The following is an 18,317-nucleotide window of genomic DNA, read 5'->3' as shown; positions in this document are numbered from 1 at the left end:
CTGCAGCGCCGGGGCTTCCGGGCGCTTTTGGCAGTGTTTGTGGTGAACGGTATTGCCAGCGCTGTGCCGGCCACCCTGATGCTGTTTTTTGTGCAAGACCGGCTGCAGGCGCCGGCCACACAGGCGCCGCTGTTTCTGGGCAGCTACTTTGTGTGCGCTGCGCTGGCCATGCCGCTGTGGCTGCGGTGCGTGGCCCGCCTGGGGCTGGCACGGACCTGGCTGGCGGGCATGCTGCTGTCGGTGGCGGTGTTTGTGTTTGCCGCAACCTTGGGTGCGGGCGACACCGTGGGCTTTGTGCTGGTGTGCGCGCTCTCCGGGGTGGCCTTGGGCGCAGACCTCACCGTGCCCAGCGCGCTGTTGGCAGGCACCATTGCCGCCAGCGGCGACGCCGGCCGCGCCGAGGGCGCCTATTTCGGCTGGTGGAACTTTGCCACCAAGCTCAACCTGGCCCTGGCCGCCGGTCTGGCGCTGCCGCTCCTGGGCGCCTGGGGCTACAGCCCGGGCGCGCGCGACGCGCAGGCCCTGCAGACTTTGACCTGGGCCTATTGTCTTTTGCCCTGCGGCCTCAAGCTCATGGCTGCAGGCTTGCTTTACATCCTGATTTTGCGGAGGTCCCCATGAAAAGACGACTACTTCTTGCAGCCGCCAGCGGCAGCGCCCTGTCCTTGGGTCTGGCAGGCTGCGCCTCCCAGAGCATTGACCAATACCGCGCTGAGAAGCCGGTCCTCGATCTACGCGAGTACTTCAACGGCACGCTGGACGCTTACGGCGTGTTCACCGACCGCTCCGGCGCGGTGGTCAAGCGCTTCACCGTGGTGATGCAGTGCAACTGGACCGGAGATGAGGGCGTGCTGGACGAAGACTTTGTTTATTCCGACGGCACCAAACAAAAGCGTGTCTGGCGCCTTACCCGTCTGGCGGACGGCCGCTACACCGGCACCGCCGGCGATGTGGTGGGCACCGCTCAGGGACAGGCGCGAGGCAACGCCTTCTACTGGACCTATACCCTGAGCCTGCCGATTGAGGGCACCGTTGTCGAGGTGCGCTTTGACGACTGGATGTACCTGATGAGTGACAAGGTGATGCTCAACAAGGCCACCATGAGCAAATTCGGCGTCACGCTGGGTGAAGTCACGCTGTCGTTCAGCAAGCGCTGATATATGCAAAAAACCCAGTTTGCGCCCGCCAGTCCTGCGTCGGCAGCTCCTGAAAAGAGAGCGCCGGTAGCGCCTGTGCGCTTTTTCGGTCCGCTCAATCCGCCCATCTCCGATTGGCGCGGCAAATCGGTCTGGCTGGTGGGCGCCTCCAGCGGTATCGGTGAAGCCACGGCCACAGCCCTGCACGGCTCAGGCGCCCGGGTTACGGTGTCCGCCCGCAAAGAGCGCGCGCTGCAAGACTTTGTCCGCGCGCATCCGGGCAGCCGCGCACTGCCGCTCGACACCACCAACCGCGCCGCGGTGCAGGTGGCGGCCCAGACCCTGCTGGCGGACGGCCCGCTGGACTGCGTCATCTACTGCGCCGGGCATTACACCGCCATGCGGGCCTTTGCAATGGACCTGAGCGACATGGAGCGACATATGCAGGTGAATTACACCGGCGCGCTGTATGTGCTGGAGGCACTGATTCCGGCCATGGTGGCGCAAGGCCACGGGCACCTGAGCGTGGTGGGCAGCGTGGCGGGCTACCGCGGCCTGCCCAACAGCCTGGCCTACGGCCCGACCAAGGCGGCCCTGATCAACCTGGCCGAAACGCTCTACCTCGATTTGCGGGACAAGGGCGTGGGCGTGTCGCTCATCAGCCCGGGCTTCGTGCAAACACCGCTCACCGCCAACAATGCCTTCGACATGCCCGCCCTGATTTCCCCGGCGCAGGCCGCACAGGCCATGGTGAACGGCTGGGCTCGGGGCGAGTTTGAGATTCACTTTCCCAAGCGGTTTACCTGGGGCATGCAGCTGCTGCGCCTGTTGCCGGACCGGCTGTTTTTTGCGCTGCTCAAGCGCGCCGGGCTATGAACACCGAAGGCGTCCCCGAGGGCGCAGACCAACCGCCGGACCTGCAACCCGCAGACGCAGCAGCGGCCATGCAGCGACTGGTGGCCTACTTTGAGCAGCTCAGCCCGCACAGCCTGGCCCTGCTGCCGGGCGTTTACGCGGCCAAAGCCAGGTTCAAGGATCCTTTCAACGAGGTGCAGGGGCTGGCTGCGATTGAGGGCATTTTTTCGCACATGTTCAGCGCGCTGCATGCGCCGCGCTTCGTGGTGCGAGAGCGGGTGCTGCAGGGGGCGCAGTGCTTTTTGACCTGGGAGTTCCGGTTCCGCTTCAAAACCTACAGCGCGGAGTCCGAGCAGTGCATTCTGGGCGCCAGCCACATTGTGTTCGGGGCGGACGGACTGGTGGTATTGCACCGCGACTACTGGGACGCGGCCGAAGAGCTCTATGAGAAGCTGCCCGGCGTGGGCGCCTTGATGCGCTGGCTCAAGCGCCGCGCCAACCGCTAATCGCCCCGGAACCGCCGGGCGCACCGCGAAGGCTAAGAGCCACGGAGCGGCTCAGGCAGGCGCGGTGTCTGCGAAGCTGGGCCGCTGTGCCAACTTTTCATAAAGCTTGGCCAGTGCGGGGTGGTCATCACGCCAGGCAAGCTCAGGGAAGCGGAAGTCCAGGTAGCTCAGGGAGCAACCCACCGCAATATCGGCTAGGCTGAAGTGGATGCCGGTGCAAAACGGCTTTTCACCCAAGCCGCGCTCCATGGCATTCAAGCCGTCGCGGGTTTTCTGCATCTGGCGATCGATCCAGGCCTGGCTGCGCTGGGCCTTGGTGCGGCCCTTCCAGGTCGCCTCCAGGCGGGCCAAGACAGCCGCCTCCATGACGCCGTCCCCCAGCGCTTCCCAGGTTTTGGTTTCGGCGCGCTCGCGGCCGACCGACGGGATCAGCTTGCCCACGGGGGAGAGGGTGTCGAGGTATTCCACTATCACGCGGGAATCAAACAGCGCCTCGGCGCCTTCCATGATCAGGCAGGGCACCTTGCCCAGGGGGTTGGATTCGACGATGCGGGTGTCTTCGGCCCACACGTCTTCCGGAACCAGCAGGTAGTCAAGCTTCTTCTCGATAAGAACGACACGAACTTTGCGGACGAAGGGGCTGGAAGAGGAACCGATGAGTTTCATGACTGCTTTGTGAAAAATGACAACCCATTCTACCCAGCCAGTTCCGGCGGCAGAGCCAAGGGCTAACCCGAAGTGGGGTGCAGCTCACATCACGGTGCGCCGCAGTGCGCGTCCTACAATCGACGGATGACCTTTTCTGCCATCTCTGCACTCTCTCCGCTGGACGGCCGCTACGCCGCCAAACTCAATACTTTGCGCCCCCTTACCAGCGAGCTGGGCTATATGCACCGCCGGGTTCAGGTCGAAGTGGCCTGGTTTATTTCCCTGAGTGACGCCGGCTTTGACGAGTTCAAGCCGCTGAGCCCGGGAGCACGCACTTACTTGCTGGGCCTGGTCAAGAATTTCTCGGAGGCCGACGGCGAGGCCATCAAGGCCATCGAGAAAACCACCAACCACGATGTGAAAGCGGTGGAGTACTGGATCAAGTCCAAGTTCGAAGCCCGGCCCGAGCTGGAAAAGGCGGGTGAATTCGTGCACTTTGCCTGCACCAGCGAGGACATCAACAACACCAGCCACGCCCTGCAGCTGCGCGCCTCGCGCGATGTCGTGGTGTTGCCGGCGCTGGACAAGATCGTGCTCAAGCTGCGCGACATGGCCCACGCCTATGCCGAGGTGCCCATGCTCAGCCGCACCCACGGGCAGACCGCCAGCCCCACCACCGTGGGCAAGGAGATGGCCAACGTGCTGGTGCGCCTGCAGGCGGCCTGTGACCGCATCGCCAGCGTGAAGATTCTGGCCAAGATGAACGGTGCGGTGGGCAACTACAACGCCCACCTGAGCGCCTGGCCCGACTTCGACTGGGAAGCCTTCAGCCGAAAGGTCATCGAGACGCCCGAGCCGCTGGGCCTGGGCCTGAACTTCCAGCCCTACAGCATCCAGATCGAGCCGCACGACTACATGGCTGAGTTGTTTGACGCGGTGGCACGCACCAACACCATCCTCATCGACCTGAGCCGCGACGTCTGGGGCTATGTGTCGCTGGGCTATTTCAAACAAAAACTGAAAGACGGCGAGGTGGGCTCCTCCACCATGCCGCACAAAGTCAATCCGATTGACTTTGAGAACGCCGAGGGCAACCTCGGCCTGGCCAGTGCGCTTTTGCGCCACCTGAGCGAAAAGCTGCCCGTCTCGCGCTGGCAGCGCGACCTGACCGACAGCACCGTGCTGCGCAACATGGGCGTGGCTCTGGGCTACGCGGTGCTGGCCTACAGCTCGCTGATGGTGGGCCTCAACAAGCTCGAAATCAACCATGCCGCGATTGCGGAAGATTTGGACGCCTCGTGGGAGGTGCTGGCCGAGCCGATTCAGACGGTGATGCGGCGCTTCGGACTGCCCCAGCCCTACGAGCAGCTCAAGAAATTCACCCGGGGAGCCGCCATGACGCGCGAGCTGATGCAAGGCTTTATTGCGGGGCTGGACATTCCCGTGGCAGAGAAAGAACGCCTGCTGGCCATGACGCCGGCAAGCTACACCGGCATGGCCGCTGCACTGGCCAAGCGGGTCTAGGCCTGTGGCGCTCAAATCCACGATTTACAAAGCGAATCTGCAGATTGCAGACATCGACAACAGCTACTACGCCGACCACGCGCTGACCCTGGCCCGCCACCCCAGCGAGACCGACGAGCGCATGATGGTTCGGCTGGTGGCGCTGGCGTTTAACGCCCACAAGCTGCAAACCGTGTGCAACGGCGACGGCACGCTGGCCTTTGGCGCCGGCCTCTCAGACCCGGAAGACCCCGACGTCGCGCTTACCGACTTCACCGGCGCCAAGCGTCTCTGGATCGAGGTCGGCCAGCCCGAGGACAAGCCCATCTCCAAGGCCTGCAACAAGGCCGACGCGGTGCTTCTCTATCCCTTTGCCCACTCAGCAGACATCTGGTGGAAGGGCATTGAGACCAAGCTCAGCCGCCTGCCCAGGCTGCAGGTCTGGCGCATACCCTCGGTTGCCTCGCAGGCGATGGCGCAGCTAGCCGCGCGCAGCATGCAGCTACAGGCCACGGTGCAAGAAGGTGTTTTGATGCTGGGCGACGGCAGCCGCACGGTAGACATCGAACCGTTTCGCTGGAAGTAGCATTTTTGAAGCAAAAGCGCCGCCAGAGGCCGTGGATATTGCGCAAGCAGCTATTTATTTGGTAGCAATGGGAATCAGGCGGACTTTGCCTCGGCCGCGCGTTCAACGTAGCGGTTGAAGCGCCAGGAGGAGGCATCCAGCGTGATGCGCCGCCAGGTGGCGCGCTTCTCTGTGGGGCGCATTTGGGGCCAGAGCTGCACCTCTTCGAACGTGCGACCGCAGCCCTTGCAGACTTCGTCCCCCTGGCTGGTGGAGCAAATGGCAATACACGGCGTGTCAGGCGTGGATTCGTACCAGGCCTGCCATGCGGCCAAGGCTTTGGCTGGCATGCTGGCCTCGTCGGCCTCTGTCTCGCGGTAATAAATGAGCAGGGCGTACACCTCCGCCAGGGCACGGGTCGGTGCGGGCAGCGAGACGCCGTCCGGCGAGGGCTCCCGCCCGCGCCAGTAGTTAATGGCTGCTTCGATATCGGTGATGTGAATGCCGGCCACTGTTTGCCTTTCGGTGTGCCATGGGATGCGCCCTACGGTGTGCCCTAGGGTGTCCCATGGGGAGGCGCATCTTATAACGGGCAGCGCTTTTCAGGCGCGCCTCGGAGGCTGGCGCCCGGCCGGCCCTGAAAAACCCCTGCTACACTGCGGCCTTCTTCCGAGGGGGAGTAGCTCTTGCGGCACCGCGCCGCGTCGGCCGATCGTCAATACGAAGCTCATGCTTCCGGTCTGTCGGGGCAGCCTGGACCGGCTGCCTGAGCAAGACCCTCGATTCACGCCAACTGCCGGCGGGGTCGAGGTTCGCATGCGCAACCCCTACCCCCCGCAGAGGCCTTTATTTGTCTTGTAAGGTGCTTTGATGGAATTCCTTTCTGCCCCCTGGTGGTCTGCCCTGCTGGCCATTATTTTGATTGACCTGGTGTTGGCCGGCGATAACGCCATCGTCATCGCCTTGGCCGCCCGCAATCTGCCCCCCGACCTGAAGAGAAAGGCCATCATCTGGGGCACAGTCGGCGCGATCGTGGTGCGGTCGGTCATGACGATTGGTGTGGTCTGGCTGCTGAAGATTCCAGGTTTGATGCTGGTGGGCGGGCTGGGTCTGCTGTGGATTGCCTACAGCCTGCTGCAAGAGCAGGACGAGGGTGAGCATGGAGCTTCTGCAACAACGTTCTGGGGCGCCATGAAAACCATCATCGTGGCCGACGCGCTCATGGGCGTGGACAACGTGCTGGGTGTGGCGGGTGCCGCCCACGGCGCGATGGACTTGGTCATCATCGGCCTGCTGATCAGCGTGCCTATCGTGGTGTTCGGCAGCAACGTGGTGCTCAAACTGGTGGAACGCTTTCCCGCCATCATTCAAATCGGCGCAGCGGTGCTGGCGTTTACTGCGGCCAAGATGGTGGTGCACGAGCCTTGGCTGGCGCCCGTGTTCGGTACCGATGCGGACCTGAACAGCACCCAAAGCATGACGCGCTGGGCGGTGTACCTCGCAGCGATTGCCGGCGTGCTGCTGGCTGGCTGGTGGACCAAAAAGCGCCAGGCGGCCAAGGCCAAAGCAGCTGCCTGAGGTAGCTCGGACCGGGCAGCGTCCTCTCAAGGCGCTCCCCCTACAGGGCTCGCAACTACAGGGCTAGCAACTACTGGGCTCGAATTTACCGGTCGAGTACTTGCTCGCGCATCAGTGCCTGCACCTGCCGCAGGCGCACATCCACAATCGACGCTTCGATGTAGTCCGCTGGTTGCGCCCGGCCTCTGGCAATGTCCTGCGCCGCCTTCAGGCGGGACAAGCCGCCGGCGTAATCCTGCTGGGCAATGGCCGCTTCCGCCTCGGCGCGAACCGCTGCCACGTTGCGCCCTTGCGCAGCGCGGGCGCTGGCGAGCTGCTGCCACATGGTGGCGTCATCCGCACGGTCTACCAGCCAGAGTTGTGCTGCATCCGCCGCCGCGGGAGCCTGCCCGGTGCCCGTCATGAGTTGTACCCATATCACCAGTTCAGCCCGGCTTTGCGGCGCTGCCTTGGCGCCCAGGGCCTGCAGAGCGGCCTCGGGCTGGCCTGCGGCCTGCGCTAGTTCGGCGCGCAAAAGGCGCCATTGCCGACGGGCGGCGGCGCGGGCGGAATCCGACCCATTGGCAGAAGCATCGTCGCCCAAGGCCCGGCCCAGCGCTTCGGCGTAGCGGGCGGCTTTCTCGAATTCCCGCAATTTGATAGCCGCCAGACTCGCGCCATACAAGGCCCCCACTCGCTGAGCGGGCGTGAGCTTGGCCATGGCAGCGGGCTCGGCCTCCAGATACGCATTGCGCAGGCCATCCACCGACGCATTGGCCAACACGCGCGCACGCGCCGCCACCATGTTGTGCTCCAGACTGCTGACAGCAGGGAGCTGGTTCGGAGCAGGCACAGGCGCAAGCTCAGGCGAAGGGAGATTCGCCGCAGCCGCCGCGCCCTCGGGCATGCGCGACTGCATGTCGGCAATCCGCTCGGTGGTCAGCGGGTGGCTACGCAGGTAGGGGAAGTTGCCCGAATCGTTGTTGCGGTTGTTTTGCTGCAGCTTCTCGAACATGCTCACAAAGCCCTGGGGCGCAAAGCCCGCCTGGGTAGACACGCCGAAGCCGGCCCGGTCGGCCTCGCGCTCCATGTCACGCGAAAAGTTGAGTTGCGACTGCGCGGCCACCGCCTGCCCGCCCACGATGGCGGCGTTCGCGCCTGCCGGACTTTTGCTCGCCGCCAGCGCCCCCAGCACCATGGCGCCCACCAGCCAAGGCATCTGCTCCGACTGCCGGCCGATCATGCGGGCAATGTGCCGCTGGGTCACGTGGCTGAGCTCGTGCGCCAACACGGATGCAAGTTCGTCCCGGTTAGACACCAGTCCCACCAGCCCCAAATGCACGCCCAAGTAGCCGCCGGGCAAGGCAAAGGCGTTCACCGTCCGGTCCCGCCCGAGCAAGATCCTCCAGGCAAACGCCTGCTCCAGCTCCGGCGGCAACTCCCCCCGCGCCCTGGCCGACGCCAGCAGCGGCTGCCATATGCTTTGCACATAGTCCCCAATCACCGGGTCGTCGAGGTAGTCGGGGTCGCGGTACAGGTCGCGAACGATGCGGTCGCCCAAGCGACGCTCGGCGGCGGGGGAGAGGGAGACGGATTCGCCCAGGCTGGGGCTGCTTTGGGCCAGCGCGCAGGCTGAACCCAGTGCAAGCGCGACCACCGCAAAGCACTGCAGCGCTCTCATCCTGAAACCATGGAGAAAAACCGATTTTTTCACTTAGTTGATAAACCCATCACCCTTGAGAAAGCCCACGATTTGCGCCTGCGTGTCGAGAAGGGCAATCCAATCCTCTCGCCCCACGACCGGCAGATACCTCAGTGTTGCGACTTGCAGGCCATGCAGCATGGACACATCTTCCGCCTTTTTGCGCTGCTCAGGATGCGCATTTAAAAATCGCTCCAAGGGCTTGAAACGCTGCACTGCTCGCAGGCCAACCTCTGGCGTGTAGGGTAGAAAGAAATCTGGGCGCTGCGCGTAGTCGCGTCCACCAGCAACCGACTCCAGGAGCACTTTCATCCGTTCAGTTTCATCCTTGGGGGGGCGCAGGCCGATGGTCATTGGCCCGCTAAGAAGTTGCGGCTGCATGTCCTTTGGCAAATTATGGAGCTCGCGCACATCCACATCAGGCGCCGCAATAACGCGAAAACGGTCCGTCTCCAGGACCAAATAAAGCGGCCGTGCCAACCATACCGTTTGCAAACCATATCCCAGTGCCACCAGCTGAATCAGCACCACGAAACCTAAGTCACGGGCTAACTCGCGTCGGGGTTTGACAGGGTTGTAGAGCACCAACGTCAGCAATGGGCCGCACACCACGTCCACCGCCACGACCAAAACGAACAGTTCTCGCCCGCCTGCAAGCGACGCAAATACTGATGGATACCAAATTGAAAATACCAAGCCTGCACAAATCAGCGCCAGAGTCATACTGCCCAGCAGGTGAAGCCCAGCTGCCTTGGCAGCAGCACGTAAACGAGTCAGGAAATCCATGGGGGCAGCCCAATGAAAAAGAGCGCCGAAGCGCTCTTTATAGATTGCGAACCACCAATTAGCGGCATTCGCTCGGAGCATATTTCGCGGGCAGCGTTGGGTTACCTGCAACGGCCAACGTAGCACGTGTGGCTACACCGGCAGCATAGCAATCCCAGCGGATCGAAGACGCAGGCGGCGTACCTGCGGCCAAGGCTTCCCCATTCACGGTGGCATTCAACACAAGCCGATTAGTCGCCGCTGGGGCCACTGGAGTGGCAAATCCGATAGAAATATGGCCGGCTGTGGAAATACCGATACCGCCGGAGTTCGCTGTTGTGAATGTTGTGTCCAATTCAGCCGGCGTACATTGGCCAGCGGCAGTACAGGTGTTAGCCAAGACGTTCTTGGTACCGGTAACGCCGCCGAATCCTGTACCGAGCGCAACGCCGGTCACTGCGTTTTCTGACACCGAGAGTTTTGCACCGCCAGCCAACGACAGACCTTCGGACACGCGTGCGCGCACGGCGTAGTCCTGATAAGCCGGCAAAGCCACTGCCGCCAAGATGCCAATGATCGCAACCACGATCATCAATTCGATCAGGGTGAAACCCTTTTGCATAGAACGCTTCATTTCAATCTCCAATAAAAGTTGGGGTAATTCCGCTTCTGTATCTGCACGTTGCGTGCCAGCGGCGAGCGTGGTGCTGAACGGTAGGGAGCGGTCACTTTAGCGGCCCAATGTGACTGTTTGGTGGGTGGAACGGGCGCTTGGCGGCGCAGCAGGCGTGACAAAAATGTCAGCTTTCCGCTACTTGATACAAACTTGTCGCACCATCTTCAGGTCGGTCAGGCCCATGAGCACCTTTTCCATACCGTCCATCTTGAGGGTGCGCATACCGCCCTCCACCGCAGCGGCAAACAGGGCGGCCACGCGGGCGCGCTCCTGAATCAGCTTCTTGAGGTTTTCGTCGGTCACCATCAGCTCGTGCAGCCCGAGGCGGCCTTTGTAGCCGGTGTGGTTGCACTTGTCACAGCCCGCCGCGCGGTACATCCGCAGGCTGCCGCCCTCGCCATAGGCCTGGCTCCAGCCCGCCAGGAGCTTGCGGGTCTGGCCCGCATAGTCGTCCTTCCAGGCGGTGGTGTTGCGTAGCTCTTCGGCGTATTCCGTGCAAAAGAGTTGCATCTCTTCTTCCGAGGGCACATAGGCCGCCTTGCAATCACACAAACGCTTGGCCAGGCGCTGGGCCAGGATGCCCAGAAGCGCATCGGCAAAATTGAAGGGGTCCATGCCCATGTCGAGCAGGCGGGTGATGGACTCGGGCGCCGAGTTGGTGTGCAGGGTGGAGAACACCATGTGCCCTGTCAGCGACGCCTCCACGCCCATGGACACGGTTTCCTTGTCGCGCGACTCACCGACCATGATGATGTCGGGGTCGGCGCGCAAAAAGGCGCGCATCACCAGCGCGAAATCAATGCCCGCTTTCTTGTTGATTTGTACCTGCCGCAGGCCTTTCTGCGTAATTTCCACCGGGTCCTCGGCGGTCCAGATTTTGGTGTCGGGCGTGTTGAGAAATTTCAGAATCGAGTGCAGCGTGGTGGTCTTGCCCGAGCCGGTGGGGCCGCACACGTAAAAAAGGCCATAGGGCTTACTCACCGTGGCCTTGAGACGCGCCTTGTTGTGCTCGGTGAGTCCGAGTTGTTCGATGGGGATCGGCTCGCCGGCGGCCAGAATGCGCATGACCACGTCTTCCACCCCGCCGGCCGACGGAATAGTGGCCACCCGCAGCTCGATATCAACCGGGCCGTACTTTTTGAACTTGATCTTGCCGTCCTGCGGCTTGCGCCGCTCGGAGATATCGAGGTCGCACATGATTTTCAGGCGCGTCACCATGGCCTGGCGGAAGTGCGCCGGCACTTCAACATACGGCACCAGACTGCCGTCGATGCGAAAGCGGATGCCGGTCTTGAACTTGCCGGGCATGGGCTCGATGTGGATGTCGGAGGCCTTTTGCTGGTAGGCGTCGATGATGACTTTGTTGACAAACTTCACCAGCTCGTTGTCCGCCGCGGCCGACTCCAAAGACTCGTCGTTGCTGCCGTCGTCCATCGGCCCGCCGTCCATATCGGCAAGCAGCTGGTCAATGGTGCTGCTGTCAGACGGGCTGCCAAACAACTGGGCCAAGGTGTCGGCAAACTCCGCCTGGGTGGTCACCCGGTAGGCGAACTTGGTGATACGCGGGAACACCTGCGGCACCACCCGCGAGGCCTTCACCGCCTCGGGGTCGCTGCACATGATCAGCAGTCCGTCGGGCGATTCTTCGAGCGGCACCCAGCCCTGCTCCTCCAGAAACTCGCGTTTCAGGGCGCCGTGCAGCGCCTCGGACTTGATGCGCCCGGGCTGAAAAGGCGCATAGGGCACGCCGAAAAACTGTGCCAGCCCCGCACCGATCTGGCCTACGCTCAGGCCCGCGCGGCTGAGGATGAGTTGCTCCAGCGACTGCCCCTCGTCGCGCGACTCTTGCGCGAGTTGTTTCAGGTCGCTCTCGGACATCAGCCCCTCCTGGACCAGCGCGTCGTAGGGCGTGCGCCGCTCGCGCCGGATGAAGGCGGGATGGGTGCGGCGGCGGATGGCGGTGGCCAGCGTTTTGCACAGTTCACCAACACCGTCTACCTCCAGCTCGCCGAAGGGCTCGTCGCTCACGCTGTTGATGACCTGGAGCACGCCGAGCAGCTCCTCGCCTGCCAGTACCGGGGCCACCAGCATCTGCTTGGTGCGGTAGCCCGAGCGCTTATCGACCTCGCGCAGGAAACTCAGCGATGGATGGATGCTGCGCAGCGCGGCCTCATCGTAAACGTCAGGCAGGTTCAGCACGGTCTTGCTGAAGGCGGCGTATCCGGCCAGGCTTTGCGGCGAGATGGGGAGCTTGAGCTCTTTGCTGGTGTTCAGGCCGGTCTTGACCTTGGAAATGATGGAGGCACCATCGTCGGCCACCACATACAGCGTGAGCCGGTCTGCATGGAGCAGCTTGCAGATGTCGACGCTGGCCTCGAGCATGATGTGCTCGAGCTGCTCGGTGTCATGGATGCGGGCGGTGACCTGATGAAGCTGGCGGTAAAACAGCGCCTCAAATGTCATTCCGCGCTTTTTGGCGCGCTGCTTTTGCGAGTCGAAAAACGCGCGTTCTTTGGGTTCCGGCGAGTCGCTGGTGACGGGCTTGGACATCGCGGCGCCTAAGTTTGCTACTTATTTAAGAGCACATCACGCAGTATTGGCGGGCGCAAACGGCCTAATGCTGCACAAATTGCAAGCGCGTGCCGGCCAGCTCGACCACATCGCCGCTGTGCAGCGCCACCGGTTCGGCGGTGAAGGGCGCGCCGTTCACGGTGGGGTTGCCCCCGCCCTCTACATGGTGGACCACAAAACCATGTTGCCGGCGAGTGATGGCGGCTACCGCTACGCCGGGCTTGCCGATGGTGGTGACCACTTTGGTCAGCGGCACTTCGCGTCCGGCCGCAGCGCCAGACAGCACCTTGATAGCCCCCTGCGGAGCGCTTGCCACAGACGCGACTTCTGTGACGGCGCCGGACGCTGCGGGGGTAGCGTTCGCGGCAGAGGCGCCCGGGGCCGGCGGCTGTGACATCATCGGCCGGGGCGGGGCCACTGCGCGATCGACCGCAACGCTACGGGCTGATCCTTCAACAACAAACTGAATCCTGAGCTTGGCAATCTCGATCTTGTCTTCATGGCGCAGCTGCTGGCGCTTAACGGCCTTGCCGTTGACATAGGTGCCGTTGGTGCTGTTGAGGTCTTCGAGCCACACCTCGGCGCCGGAGAGCGTGAAGGCCGCGTGCTCGCCGCTGACCGAGAGGTCGTCCACCACCACATCGTTGTAGGGGCGGCGGCCCAAGGTGGTGCGTTCCTTGGAAAAAGTCACTTCCCTGATGACCGTTCCGTCCAGCGACACAATCATTCTCGGCATGGCCAGCTCCTTTTCTTGTCCTTGTTGGGGTCCGAAAGCATGGCTTACTGGCCCAGCAGCCTCGCCAGAAAACCTTTGGGAAAGGCTGGGGACCCCGCAGCAATCAACAGCACGGAGACGTTGTCTTTGCCGCCGTTGTCGTTGGCAGCTGCTACCAACTGTGCCGCCACCTGACCGAGGCTCTCACCCCGCGTTGCAATTCTAACGATTTGTTCATCCGTCACCATGTCCGTGAGGCCGTCGGAACACATCAGGTACACATCGCCCGGCTCCACCGAATAGTCCTTGATTTCCAGCCGCACGCCCAGCTCCACACCCAGCGCGCGGGTCACCAGATTCTTGATCGGCGAGAGGGCCGCCAGCTCCGGCGTGATGCGGCCCGCGTCCAGGTGCTGCTGCAACAGCGAATGGTCTTTGGTCAGGCGCTGCAAGATGCGCCCGCGGATCCGGTAGCAGCGGGAATCGCCCACATGCCCGACCAGAATCCGGTTGCCTTGCAGGGCACACAGCACCAGGGTGGTGCCCATGCCGGCGTAGTCGGGGTTGGCGTGGGCGGCGTCAAAAATGGCCAGATTGGCGCTCTCGACACAGCGCGCCATGGCGTCGCAAGTGTCTTGCTGGGTGGCGGCCGAGCCCGCATCGATAAGCCAGGAGCGCAACATGGCCGTGATCAGCGAGGTGGCCATGCTGCTGGCAACCTCACCGGCCTTATAGCCGCCCATGCCATCGGCCAGCACGGCAATACCGGTCGGCGGGTCAAAGGCCAGGGAATCCTCGTTGTTGGCGCGGATCCGGCCTACATGGCTGAGCGCTTCAAATTGGTAGTGCATAGCCTGCAGACAAAAAAATGCCCAGTCTTGCGAACCGGGCATCGGTGCTTGGTGAGGATGTCCCTTAGTCAGAAGGGCATCTTAATGGCACTTAGAGCAACGCCTTCAACAGCTTGGCCATTTCAGACGGGTTGCGGGTTACCTTGAAACCGCACTCTTCCATCACCGCCAGCTTGGCGTCGGCCGTGTCGGCGCCGCCGGAGATCAGGGCACCGGCGTGGCCCATGCGCTTGCCGGGAGGGGCGGTTACGCCGGCGATAAAGCCAACGATAGGTTTCTTCATGTTGAGCTTGCACCAGCGGGCGGCTTCGGCTTCGTCCGGCCCGCCGATTTCGCCGATCATGATGACGGCGTCGGTATCGGGGTCATCGTTGAAGGCTTGCATGACATCGATGTGCTTGAGGCCGTTGATGGGGTCGCCACCAATGCCAACGGCAGACGACTGGCCCAGACCGATTTCGGTCAACTGGGCGACCGCTTCATAGGTCAGGGTGCCGGAGCGGGACACCACGCCGATGCGGCCCTTGCGGTGGATGTGACCGGGCATGATGCCGATTTTGATTTCTTCGGGGGTAATCAGACCGGGGCAGTTGGGGCCCAGGAGCAGGGTCTTCTTGCCTCCGGCGGCTTCCTTGGCCTTCATGCGGTTGCGCACTTCAAGCATGTCCTTGACCGGAATGCCTTCGGTAATGCAGATGGCCAGATCCAGGTCCGCCTCCACGGCCTCCCAGATAGCAGCGGCAGCGCCAGCCGGTGGCACGTAAATCACCGACACGGTGGCGCCGGTTTGTCCTGCGGCTTCCTTGACGGAGGCGTAAATCGGGATATTGAAGATGGACTCGCCGGCCTTCTTGGGGTTCACGCCGGCGACAAAGCAGTTTTTGCCGTTGGCGTATTCCTGGCACTTCTCAGTATGGAACTGGCCGGTCTTGCCGGTAATGCCTTGGGTGATGACTTTAGTGTCTTTGTTGATAAAGATTGACATGTATGTGCTCCGACTTACTGGACCGCTGCCACAACTTTTTGGGCCGCTTCGGCCATGGTGTCGGCGCTGATGATGGGCAGACCGCTTTCGGCCAGCATCTTCTTGCCGAGTTCTTCGTTCGTGCCCTTCATGCGCACGACCAGGGGGACGGACAGGTTCACCGCCTTGCAGGCAGTGATCACGCCGGTGGCGATGGTGTCGCACTTCATGATGCCGCCGAAGATGTTGACCAGAATGGCCTTGACCTTGGGGTTCTTGAGCATGATCTTGAAGGCTTCTGTCACCTTCTCGGGGGTGGCGCCGCCGCCTACGTCCAGGAAGTTGGCGGGTTCTGCGCCAAACAGCTTGATGGTGTCCATGGTAGCCATGGCCAAGCCCGCGCCGTTCACCAGGCAGCCGATGTTGCCGTCCAGGCTGATGTAGGCCAGGTCGAACTTGGAGGCTTCGACTTCGGCGGGATCTTCTTCGTCCAGATCGCGGTAAGCCACGATTTCAGGGTGGCGGAAGAGCGCGTTGGAGTCGAAGTTGAACTTCGCGTCCAAGGCCACCACGTTGCCCTTGGCATCGCGGTTCAGCGGGTTGATTTCGACCAGCGACGCGTCGGTGTCCATGTAGCACTTGTAGAGCTTTTGGAAGATGTCGACCGCTTGGGCGGTGGAGTCAGCCGGCATGCCGATGCCGTCGGCAATCTTCTTGGCTTGCTCTGCGCCCAGACCGGTCAGCGGGTCGATGAACTCGGTGATGATTTTTTCGGGCGTGGAGTGGGCCACTTCTACAATGTCCATGCCGCCTTCGCTGGACGCGATGAACGCCAGCTTTTGGGTGGCGCGGTCGGTCACGATGGACACGTAGTACTCTTTTTGGATGTCGGCGCCGTCTTCAATATACAGGCGACGCACCTTTTGGCCTTCGGGGCCGGTTTGGTGGGTCTTGAGCTGCATGCCCAGAATGTCGGTCGCCAAACGCTGAACGTCTTCGATGCTCTTGGCAACCTTGACGCCGCCGCCCTTGCCGCGCCCACCTGCGTGGATTTGGGCCTTGACAACCCAGACCGGGCCGCCGAGCTTTTGTGCGGCTTCGACTGCTTCCTGCACAGTGAAGGCCGGGATGCCGCGGGGAACCGGCACACCGAATTGGCGCAAGATTTCCTTGCCTTGGTACTCGTGAATCTTCATGACGTCTCTCTTTGGGACAGGACAATATTCACCGCGTGGCACACGACGATGTGCGCACCACACAGCACTGGACACATCAGCGCGCGAATGTATCATGCTGCGACGCACAAAACTTGTGCTCGCCTTACAGCTGGCGCACCCCGGTTGGGCCATACGCCAAGCCCGCCGTAGTGTGATGTGTCTTATTTGCCTCTTGCTTACACCATGAAAAAAATCTTTATTGACGGCGAAGCCGGAACCACCGGTCTGCAAATCCGCGAACGCCTGCACAACATGCAGCAGGTCGAGGTCATCAGCATCGACCCCGCACTGCGCAAAGACCCCGCCGCCAAGCGCGCCTTGGTCGCGCAGGCAGACTTGGTGATTTTGTGTTTGCACGACGATGCCGCCAAGGACACGGTGGCCATGATTGACGCGCTGGAGGCTGAGACCGGCCGGGCCGGGCCGCGCATCATCGACGCATCCACCGCCCACCGGGTAGACCCGCAATGGGTCTACGGCTTTCCCGAGCTGGCCAGCACCCAGCGCGAGGCGGTGGTGCAGGCGCGGCGGGTGAGCAACCCCGGCTGCTATGCCACCGGCGCGATTGCCTTGCTGCGCCCGCTGATCGATGCGGGTTTGCTGCCGGCTGACCATGCGGTGTGCCTGCCCTCCGTGAGCGGCTACTCAGGCGGCGGACGCGCCATGATCGAGGCCTACGAACAGGGCGCAGCGCCCGCATTTGAGCTCTACGCGCTGGGCCTCAAGCACAAGCACATTCCAGAAATCATGAAGTACACCGGCCTGACCCGCCGGCCTCTGTTTGTGCCGGCGGTGGGCAACTTCATCCAGGGCATGTTGGTTCAGTTACCGCTGCATCTGGACACCCTGCCCGGCCAACCCAGCGCCCACGACCTGCACGACGCGCTGTCCCGCCACTACGCCGGCAGCACCTGGGTGACGGTGGAGCCCGCCACCGACGACCTCAAGCTTGACGCAGTGGCGTTGGCTGACACCAACAAGCTGGAGCTGCGCGTGTTTTCCAACGACGCCGCATCCGACGGCTTTGCCCATGCGGTGCTGGTGGCACGGCTGGACAACCTTGGCAAGGGCGCGAGCGGCGCAGCGGTACAAAACCTGCAACTGATGCTGGGGCTGTGAAGCCCGGCGGGGGGCGGTCTCAATTAAAAGCCGTCGTCCGCCTCGCCGCCTGACACCACTTTATGGATGGTGTCGCCACCGAAGCCCCGGCTGGCCAGAAACCGCATCTGCCGGCCGCGCTCGGCGGCGTCCTGAGTCGGTGTGCCAAACTTTTTGCGCCAGACGGTGCGGGCGCGCTCGAGTTCGGTGGTCCGCAGCGCGGCCACGGCATCGGACACCGCCTGCGCATCCAAGCCTTTGGCCTGCAGCTCCTGCTTGATGCGTGCTGCGCCCAGCTTGGGCGAGCGGCGATGGACCACCGAGTTCACCACCCGGCCCTCATTGATGAAGTCTTTGGCGGCCAAGGCGTCCAGTACCCGCGCTAGAGCGCCGGGCTCCTCCTCATACTTTTGGAGCTTGCGCTCGAGCTCGGCGCGGGAATGTTCTCTGGCGCTGAGCAGTCGCAAGGCGCGGGCAGTGAGCGAGGGCGGGTTCGCGGCCATAAGCAGGGGTTAGAAAAAACTCGACTTACTCCGTCTTTTCTGCTTTTTCCGCCTTCTCCACCTTGTCCGCTTTTTCCGGCTTGTCGGTTTTTTCGGGCTTCTTGGCCTTGGCCTTCACTTCCGGCTCTGCCACCGGCAGCAAAGGAATACCCAGAGAATCGCGCACCTTGTTTTCAATCTCGACCGAGAGGTCGGGGTTTTCGCGCAGGAACTCGCGGGCGTTGTCGCGGCCCTGGCCGATCTTCTCTCCCTGGTAGGCGTACCAGGCGCCCGACTTTTCGAGGATGCCGGCGTTGACGCCCATGTCGATGATTTCGCCATGGCGGCTGATACCTTCGCCGAACAAAATGTCGAACTCGGCCGTCTTGAACGGGGGGCTGACCTTGTTCTTGACGACTTTGACTTTGGTTTCATTGCCGATGGCGTCTTCGCCCTTCTTGATGGTGCCGGTACGGCGGATGTCCAGGCGCACCGAGGCGTAGAAC

The 18,317-nt window shown here is 62.6% G+C and carries 19 protein-coding genes and 1 pseudogene; 8 read left to right on the top strand and 12 right to left on the bottom strand.

All coding sequences use genetic code 11. The annotated features are described in order from the left end of the window. From Q0O05_RS07550 to Q0O05_RS07535, 4 genes are all read left to right on the top strand, one after another. Positions 1 to 621, top strand: a 621-nt coding sequence (locus Q0O05_RS07550) for an MFS transporter (RefSeq protein ID WP_293661753.1), incomplete at its 5' end; no start/stop codon positions are given. Beyond that, complete coding sequence (locus tag Q0O05_RS07545; RefSeq protein ID WP_293661751.1) at positions 618 to 1,157, top strand: DUF3833 domain-containing protein; 540 nt, start codon at positions 618 to 620, stop codon at positions 1,155 to 1,157. The genes Q0O05_RS07550 and Q0O05_RS07545, both read left to right, overlap by 4 nt. A gap of 3 nt (positions 1,158 to 1,160) precedes the next feature. Next, on the top strand, positions 1,161 to 2,012 hold the full coding sequence (locus Q0O05_RS07540; RefSeq protein WP_293661750.1) for an SDR family NAD(P)-dependent oxidoreductase: 852 nt from the start codon (positions 1,161 to 1,163) through the stop codon (positions 2,010 to 2,012). 68 nt (positions 2,013 to 2,080) lie between these two features. After that, positions 2,081 to 2,497 carry a nuclear transport factor 2 family protein gene (locus Q0O05_RS07535; protein ID WP_293661755.1) on the top strand — a complete coding sequence of 139 codons (417 nt, stop codon included), beginning with the start codon at positions 2,081 to 2,083 and terminating at the stop codon, positions 2,495 to 2,497. 51 nt (positions 2,498 to 2,548) lie between these two features. Here the strand turns inward: Q0O05_RS07535 and Q0O05_RS07530 are convergent, their stop codons facing one another. Further along, entirely contained in the window at positions 2,549 to 3,163 is a 615-nt protein-coding gene (locus tag Q0O05_RS07530; RefSeq protein WP_293661749.1) for a glutathione S-transferase C-terminal domain-containing protein, read from the bottom strand. A 126-nt stretch (positions 3,164 to 3,289) separates the two neighbouring features. Here Q0O05_RS07530 and purB point away from each other — a divergent pair, with 126 nt between their 5' ends. Next, on the top strand, positions 3,290 to 4,669 hold the full coding sequence (gene purB, locus Q0O05_RS07525) for an adenylosuccinate lyase (protein ID WP_293661747.1): 1,380 nt from the start codon (positions 3,290 to 3,292) through the stop codon (positions 4,667 to 4,669). A gap of 4 nt (positions 4,670 to 4,673) precedes the next feature. Next, complete coding sequence (locus Q0O05_RS07520) at positions 4,674 to 5,234, top strand: YaeQ family protein (protein WP_293661745.1); 561 nt, start codon at positions 4,674 to 4,676, stop codon at positions 5,232 to 5,234. Positions 5,235 to 5,308: 74 nt separating this feature from the next. On the opposite strand, the gene Q0O05_RS07515 is transcribed toward Q0O05_RS07520, so the two are convergent. After that, positions 5,309 to 5,725, bottom strand: coding sequence for a DUF3717 domain-containing protein (locus Q0O05_RS07515; protein WP_293661743.1), 417 nt, complete (start codon positions 5,723 to 5,725; stop codon positions 5,309 to 5,311). A 358-nt stretch (positions 5,726 to 6,083) separates the two neighbouring features. On the opposite strand from Q0O05_RS07515, the gene Q0O05_RS07510 reads away from it, so the two are divergent. After that, positions 6,084 to 6,791, top strand: coding sequence for a TerC family protein (locus tag Q0O05_RS07510; RefSeq protein WP_293661741.1), 708 nt, complete (start codon positions 6,084 to 6,086; stop codon positions 6,789 to 6,791). Between the two features lie 85 nt (positions 6,792 to 6,876). Here the strand turns inward: Q0O05_RS07510 and Q0O05_RS07505 are convergent, their stop codons facing one another. The 8 genes from Q0O05_RS07505 to sucC all read right to left on the bottom strand — a co-directional run bounded on the left by Q0O05_RS07505 (position 6,877) and on the right by sucC (position 16,210). Then, on the bottom strand, positions 6,877 to 8,451 hold the full coding sequence (locus Q0O05_RS07505) for a M48 family metalloprotease (protein ID WP_293661739.1): 1,575 nt from the start codon (positions 8,449 to 8,451) through the stop codon (positions 6,877 to 6,879). 33 nt (positions 8,452 to 8,484) lie between these two features. Then, the gene (locus Q0O05_RS07500) at positions 8,485 to 9,258 is read right to left on the bottom strand and encodes a pilus assembly protein (RefSeq protein ID WP_293661737.1); all 774 of its coding nucleotides are present in this window, start codon (positions 9,256 to 9,258) and stop codon (positions 8,485 to 8,487) included. 58 nt (positions 9,259 to 9,316) lie between these two features. Beyond that, positions 9,317 to 9,871: a pilin gene (locus tag Q0O05_RS07495; protein ID WP_293661735.1), complete on the bottom strand. Its 555-nt coding sequence runs from the start codon at positions 9,869 to 9,871 to the stop codon at positions 9,317 to 9,319. A gap of 177 nt (positions 9,872 to 10,048) precedes the next feature. Continuing rightward, complete coding sequence (locus Q0O05_RS07490) at positions 10,049 to 12,463, bottom strand: ATPase, T2SS/T4P/T4SS family (protein ID WP_293661734.1); 2,415 nt, start codon at positions 12,461 to 12,463, stop codon at positions 10,049 to 10,051. Positions 12,464 to 12,527: 64 nt separating this feature from the next. Beyond that, positions 12,528 to 13,220 carry an FHA domain-containing protein gene (locus tag Q0O05_RS07485; RefSeq protein ID WP_293661732.1) on the bottom strand — a complete coding sequence of 231 codons (693 nt, stop codon included), beginning with the start codon at positions 13,218 to 13,220 and terminating at the stop codon, positions 12,528 to 12,530. Positions 13,221 to 13,264: 44 nt separating this feature from the next. After that, positions 13,265 to 14,050 carry a Stp1/IreP family PP2C-type Ser/Thr phosphatase gene (locus tag Q0O05_RS07480; RefSeq protein ID WP_293661730.1) on the bottom strand — a complete coding sequence of 262 codons (786 nt, stop codon included), beginning with the start codon at positions 14,048 to 14,050 and terminating at the stop codon, positions 13,265 to 13,267. Between the two features lie 91 nt (positions 14,051 to 14,141). Continuing rightward, positions 14,142 to 15,035 (bottom strand): succinate--CoA ligase subunit alpha, encoded by an 894-nt coding sequence (gene sucD, locus Q0O05_RS07475; protein WP_293661728.1) that lies wholly within the window; start codon positions 15,033 to 15,035, stop codon positions 14,142 to 14,144. Between the two features lie 14 nt (positions 15,036 to 15,049). Further along, positions 15,050 to 16,210, bottom strand: coding sequence for an ADP-forming succinate--CoA ligase subunit beta (gene sucC, locus Q0O05_RS07470; protein WP_293661726.1), 1,161 nt, complete (start codon positions 16,208 to 16,210; stop codon positions 15,050 to 15,052). Between the two features lie 204 nt (positions 16,211 to 16,414). On the opposite strand from sucC, the gene argC reads away from it, so the two are divergent. Next, a complete protein-coding gene (argC, locus tag Q0O05_RS07465; RefSeq protein WP_293661724.1) occupies positions 16,415 to 17,350 on the top strand; it encodes an N-acetyl-gamma-glutamyl-phosphate reductase in 936 nt (311 codons plus the stop codon). 23 nt (positions 17,351 to 17,373) lie between these two features. Here argC and recX read toward each other — a convergent pair whose 3' ends face one another. Together recX and recA are read right to left on the bottom strand one after the other, a co-directional pair. Then, the gene (gene recX, locus Q0O05_RS07460; RefSeq protein WP_293661722.1) at positions 17,374 to 17,832 is read right to left on the bottom strand and encodes a recombination regulator RecX; all 459 of its coding nucleotides are present in this window, start codon (positions 17,830 to 17,832) and stop codon (positions 17,374 to 17,376) included. Between the two features lie 25 nt (positions 17,833 to 17,857). Further along, positions 17,858 to 18,317, bottom strand: a pseudogene (recA, locus tag Q0O05_RS07455) (recombinase RecA); the annotation flags it as partial.

The organism is Rhodoferax sp. OV413, from assembly GCF_945881795.1.
GTDB lineage: Bacteria > Pseudomonadota > Gammaproteobacteria > Burkholderiales > Burkholderiaceae_C > Allorhodoferax.
Note: the sequence above shows the minus strand (reverse complement) of the source record. Positions and strands in the feature narration are given on the sequence as shown.

Excerpts from the sequence above, each read along its gene's own strand:
- Q0O05_RS07545 (WP_293661751.1), top strand. The coding sequence starts at position 618 with ATGAAAAGACGACTACTTCTTGCAGCCGCCAGCGGCAGCGCCCTGTCC.
- Q0O05_RS07540 (WP_293661750.1), top strand. The coding sequence starts at position 1,161 with ATGCAAAAAACCCAGTTTGCGCCCGCCAGTCCTGCGTCGGCAGCTCCT.
- Q0O05_RS07535 (WP_293661755.1), top strand. The coding sequence starts at position 2,081 with ATGCAGCGACTGGTGGCCTACTTTGAGCAGCTCAGCCCGCACAGCCTG.
- Q0O05_RS07530 (WP_293661749.1), bottom strand. The coding sequence starts at position 3,163 with ATGAAACTCATCGGTTCCTCTTCCAGCCCCTTCGTCCGCAAAGTTCGT.
- purB (WP_293661747.1), top strand. The coding sequence starts at position 3,290 with ATGACCTTTTCTGCCATCTCTGCACTCTCTCCGCTGGACGGCCGCTAC.
- Q0O05_RS07510 (WP_293661741.1), top strand. The coding sequence starts at position 6,084 with ATGGAATTCCTTTCTGCCCCCTGGTGGTCTGCCCTGCTGGCCATTATT.
- Q0O05_RS07505 (WP_293661739.1), bottom strand. The coding sequence starts at position 8,451 with ATGAGAGCGCTGCAGTGCTTTGCGGTGGTCGCGCTTGCACTGGGTTCA.
- Q0O05_RS07500 (WP_293661737.1), bottom strand. The coding sequence starts at position 9,258 with ATGGATTTCCTGACTCGTTTACGTGCTGCTGCCAAGGCAGCTGGGCTT.
- Q0O05_RS07495 (WP_293661735.1), bottom strand. The coding sequence starts at position 9,871 with ATGAAGCGTTCTATGCAAAAGGGTTTCACCCTGATCGAATTGATGATC.
- Q0O05_RS07490 (WP_293661734.1), bottom strand. The coding sequence starts at position 12,463 with ATGTCCAAGCCCGTCACCAGCGACTCGCCGGAACCCAAAGAACGCGCG.
- Q0O05_RS07485 (WP_293661732.1), bottom strand. The coding sequence starts at position 13,220 with ATGCCGAGAATGATTGTGTCGCTGGACGGAACGGTCATCAGGGAAGTG.
- Q0O05_RS07480 (WP_293661730.1), bottom strand. The coding sequence starts at position 14,050 with ATGCACTACCAATTTGAAGCGCTCAGCCATGTAGGCCGGATCCGCGCC.
- sucD (WP_293661728.1), bottom strand. The coding sequence starts at position 15,035 with ATGTCAATCTTTATCAACAAAGACACTAAAGTCATCACCCAAGGCATT.
- sucC (WP_293661726.1), bottom strand. The coding sequence starts at position 16,210 with ATGAAGATTCACGAGTACCAAGGCAAGGAAATCTTGCGCCAATTCGGT.
- argC (WP_293661724.1), top strand. The coding sequence starts at position 16,415 with ATGAAAAAAATCTTTATTGACGGCGAAGCCGGAACCACCGGTCTGCAA.
- recX (WP_293661722.1), bottom strand. The coding sequence starts at position 17,832 with ATGGCCGCGAACCCGCCCTCGCTCACTGCCCGCGCCTTGCGACTGCTC.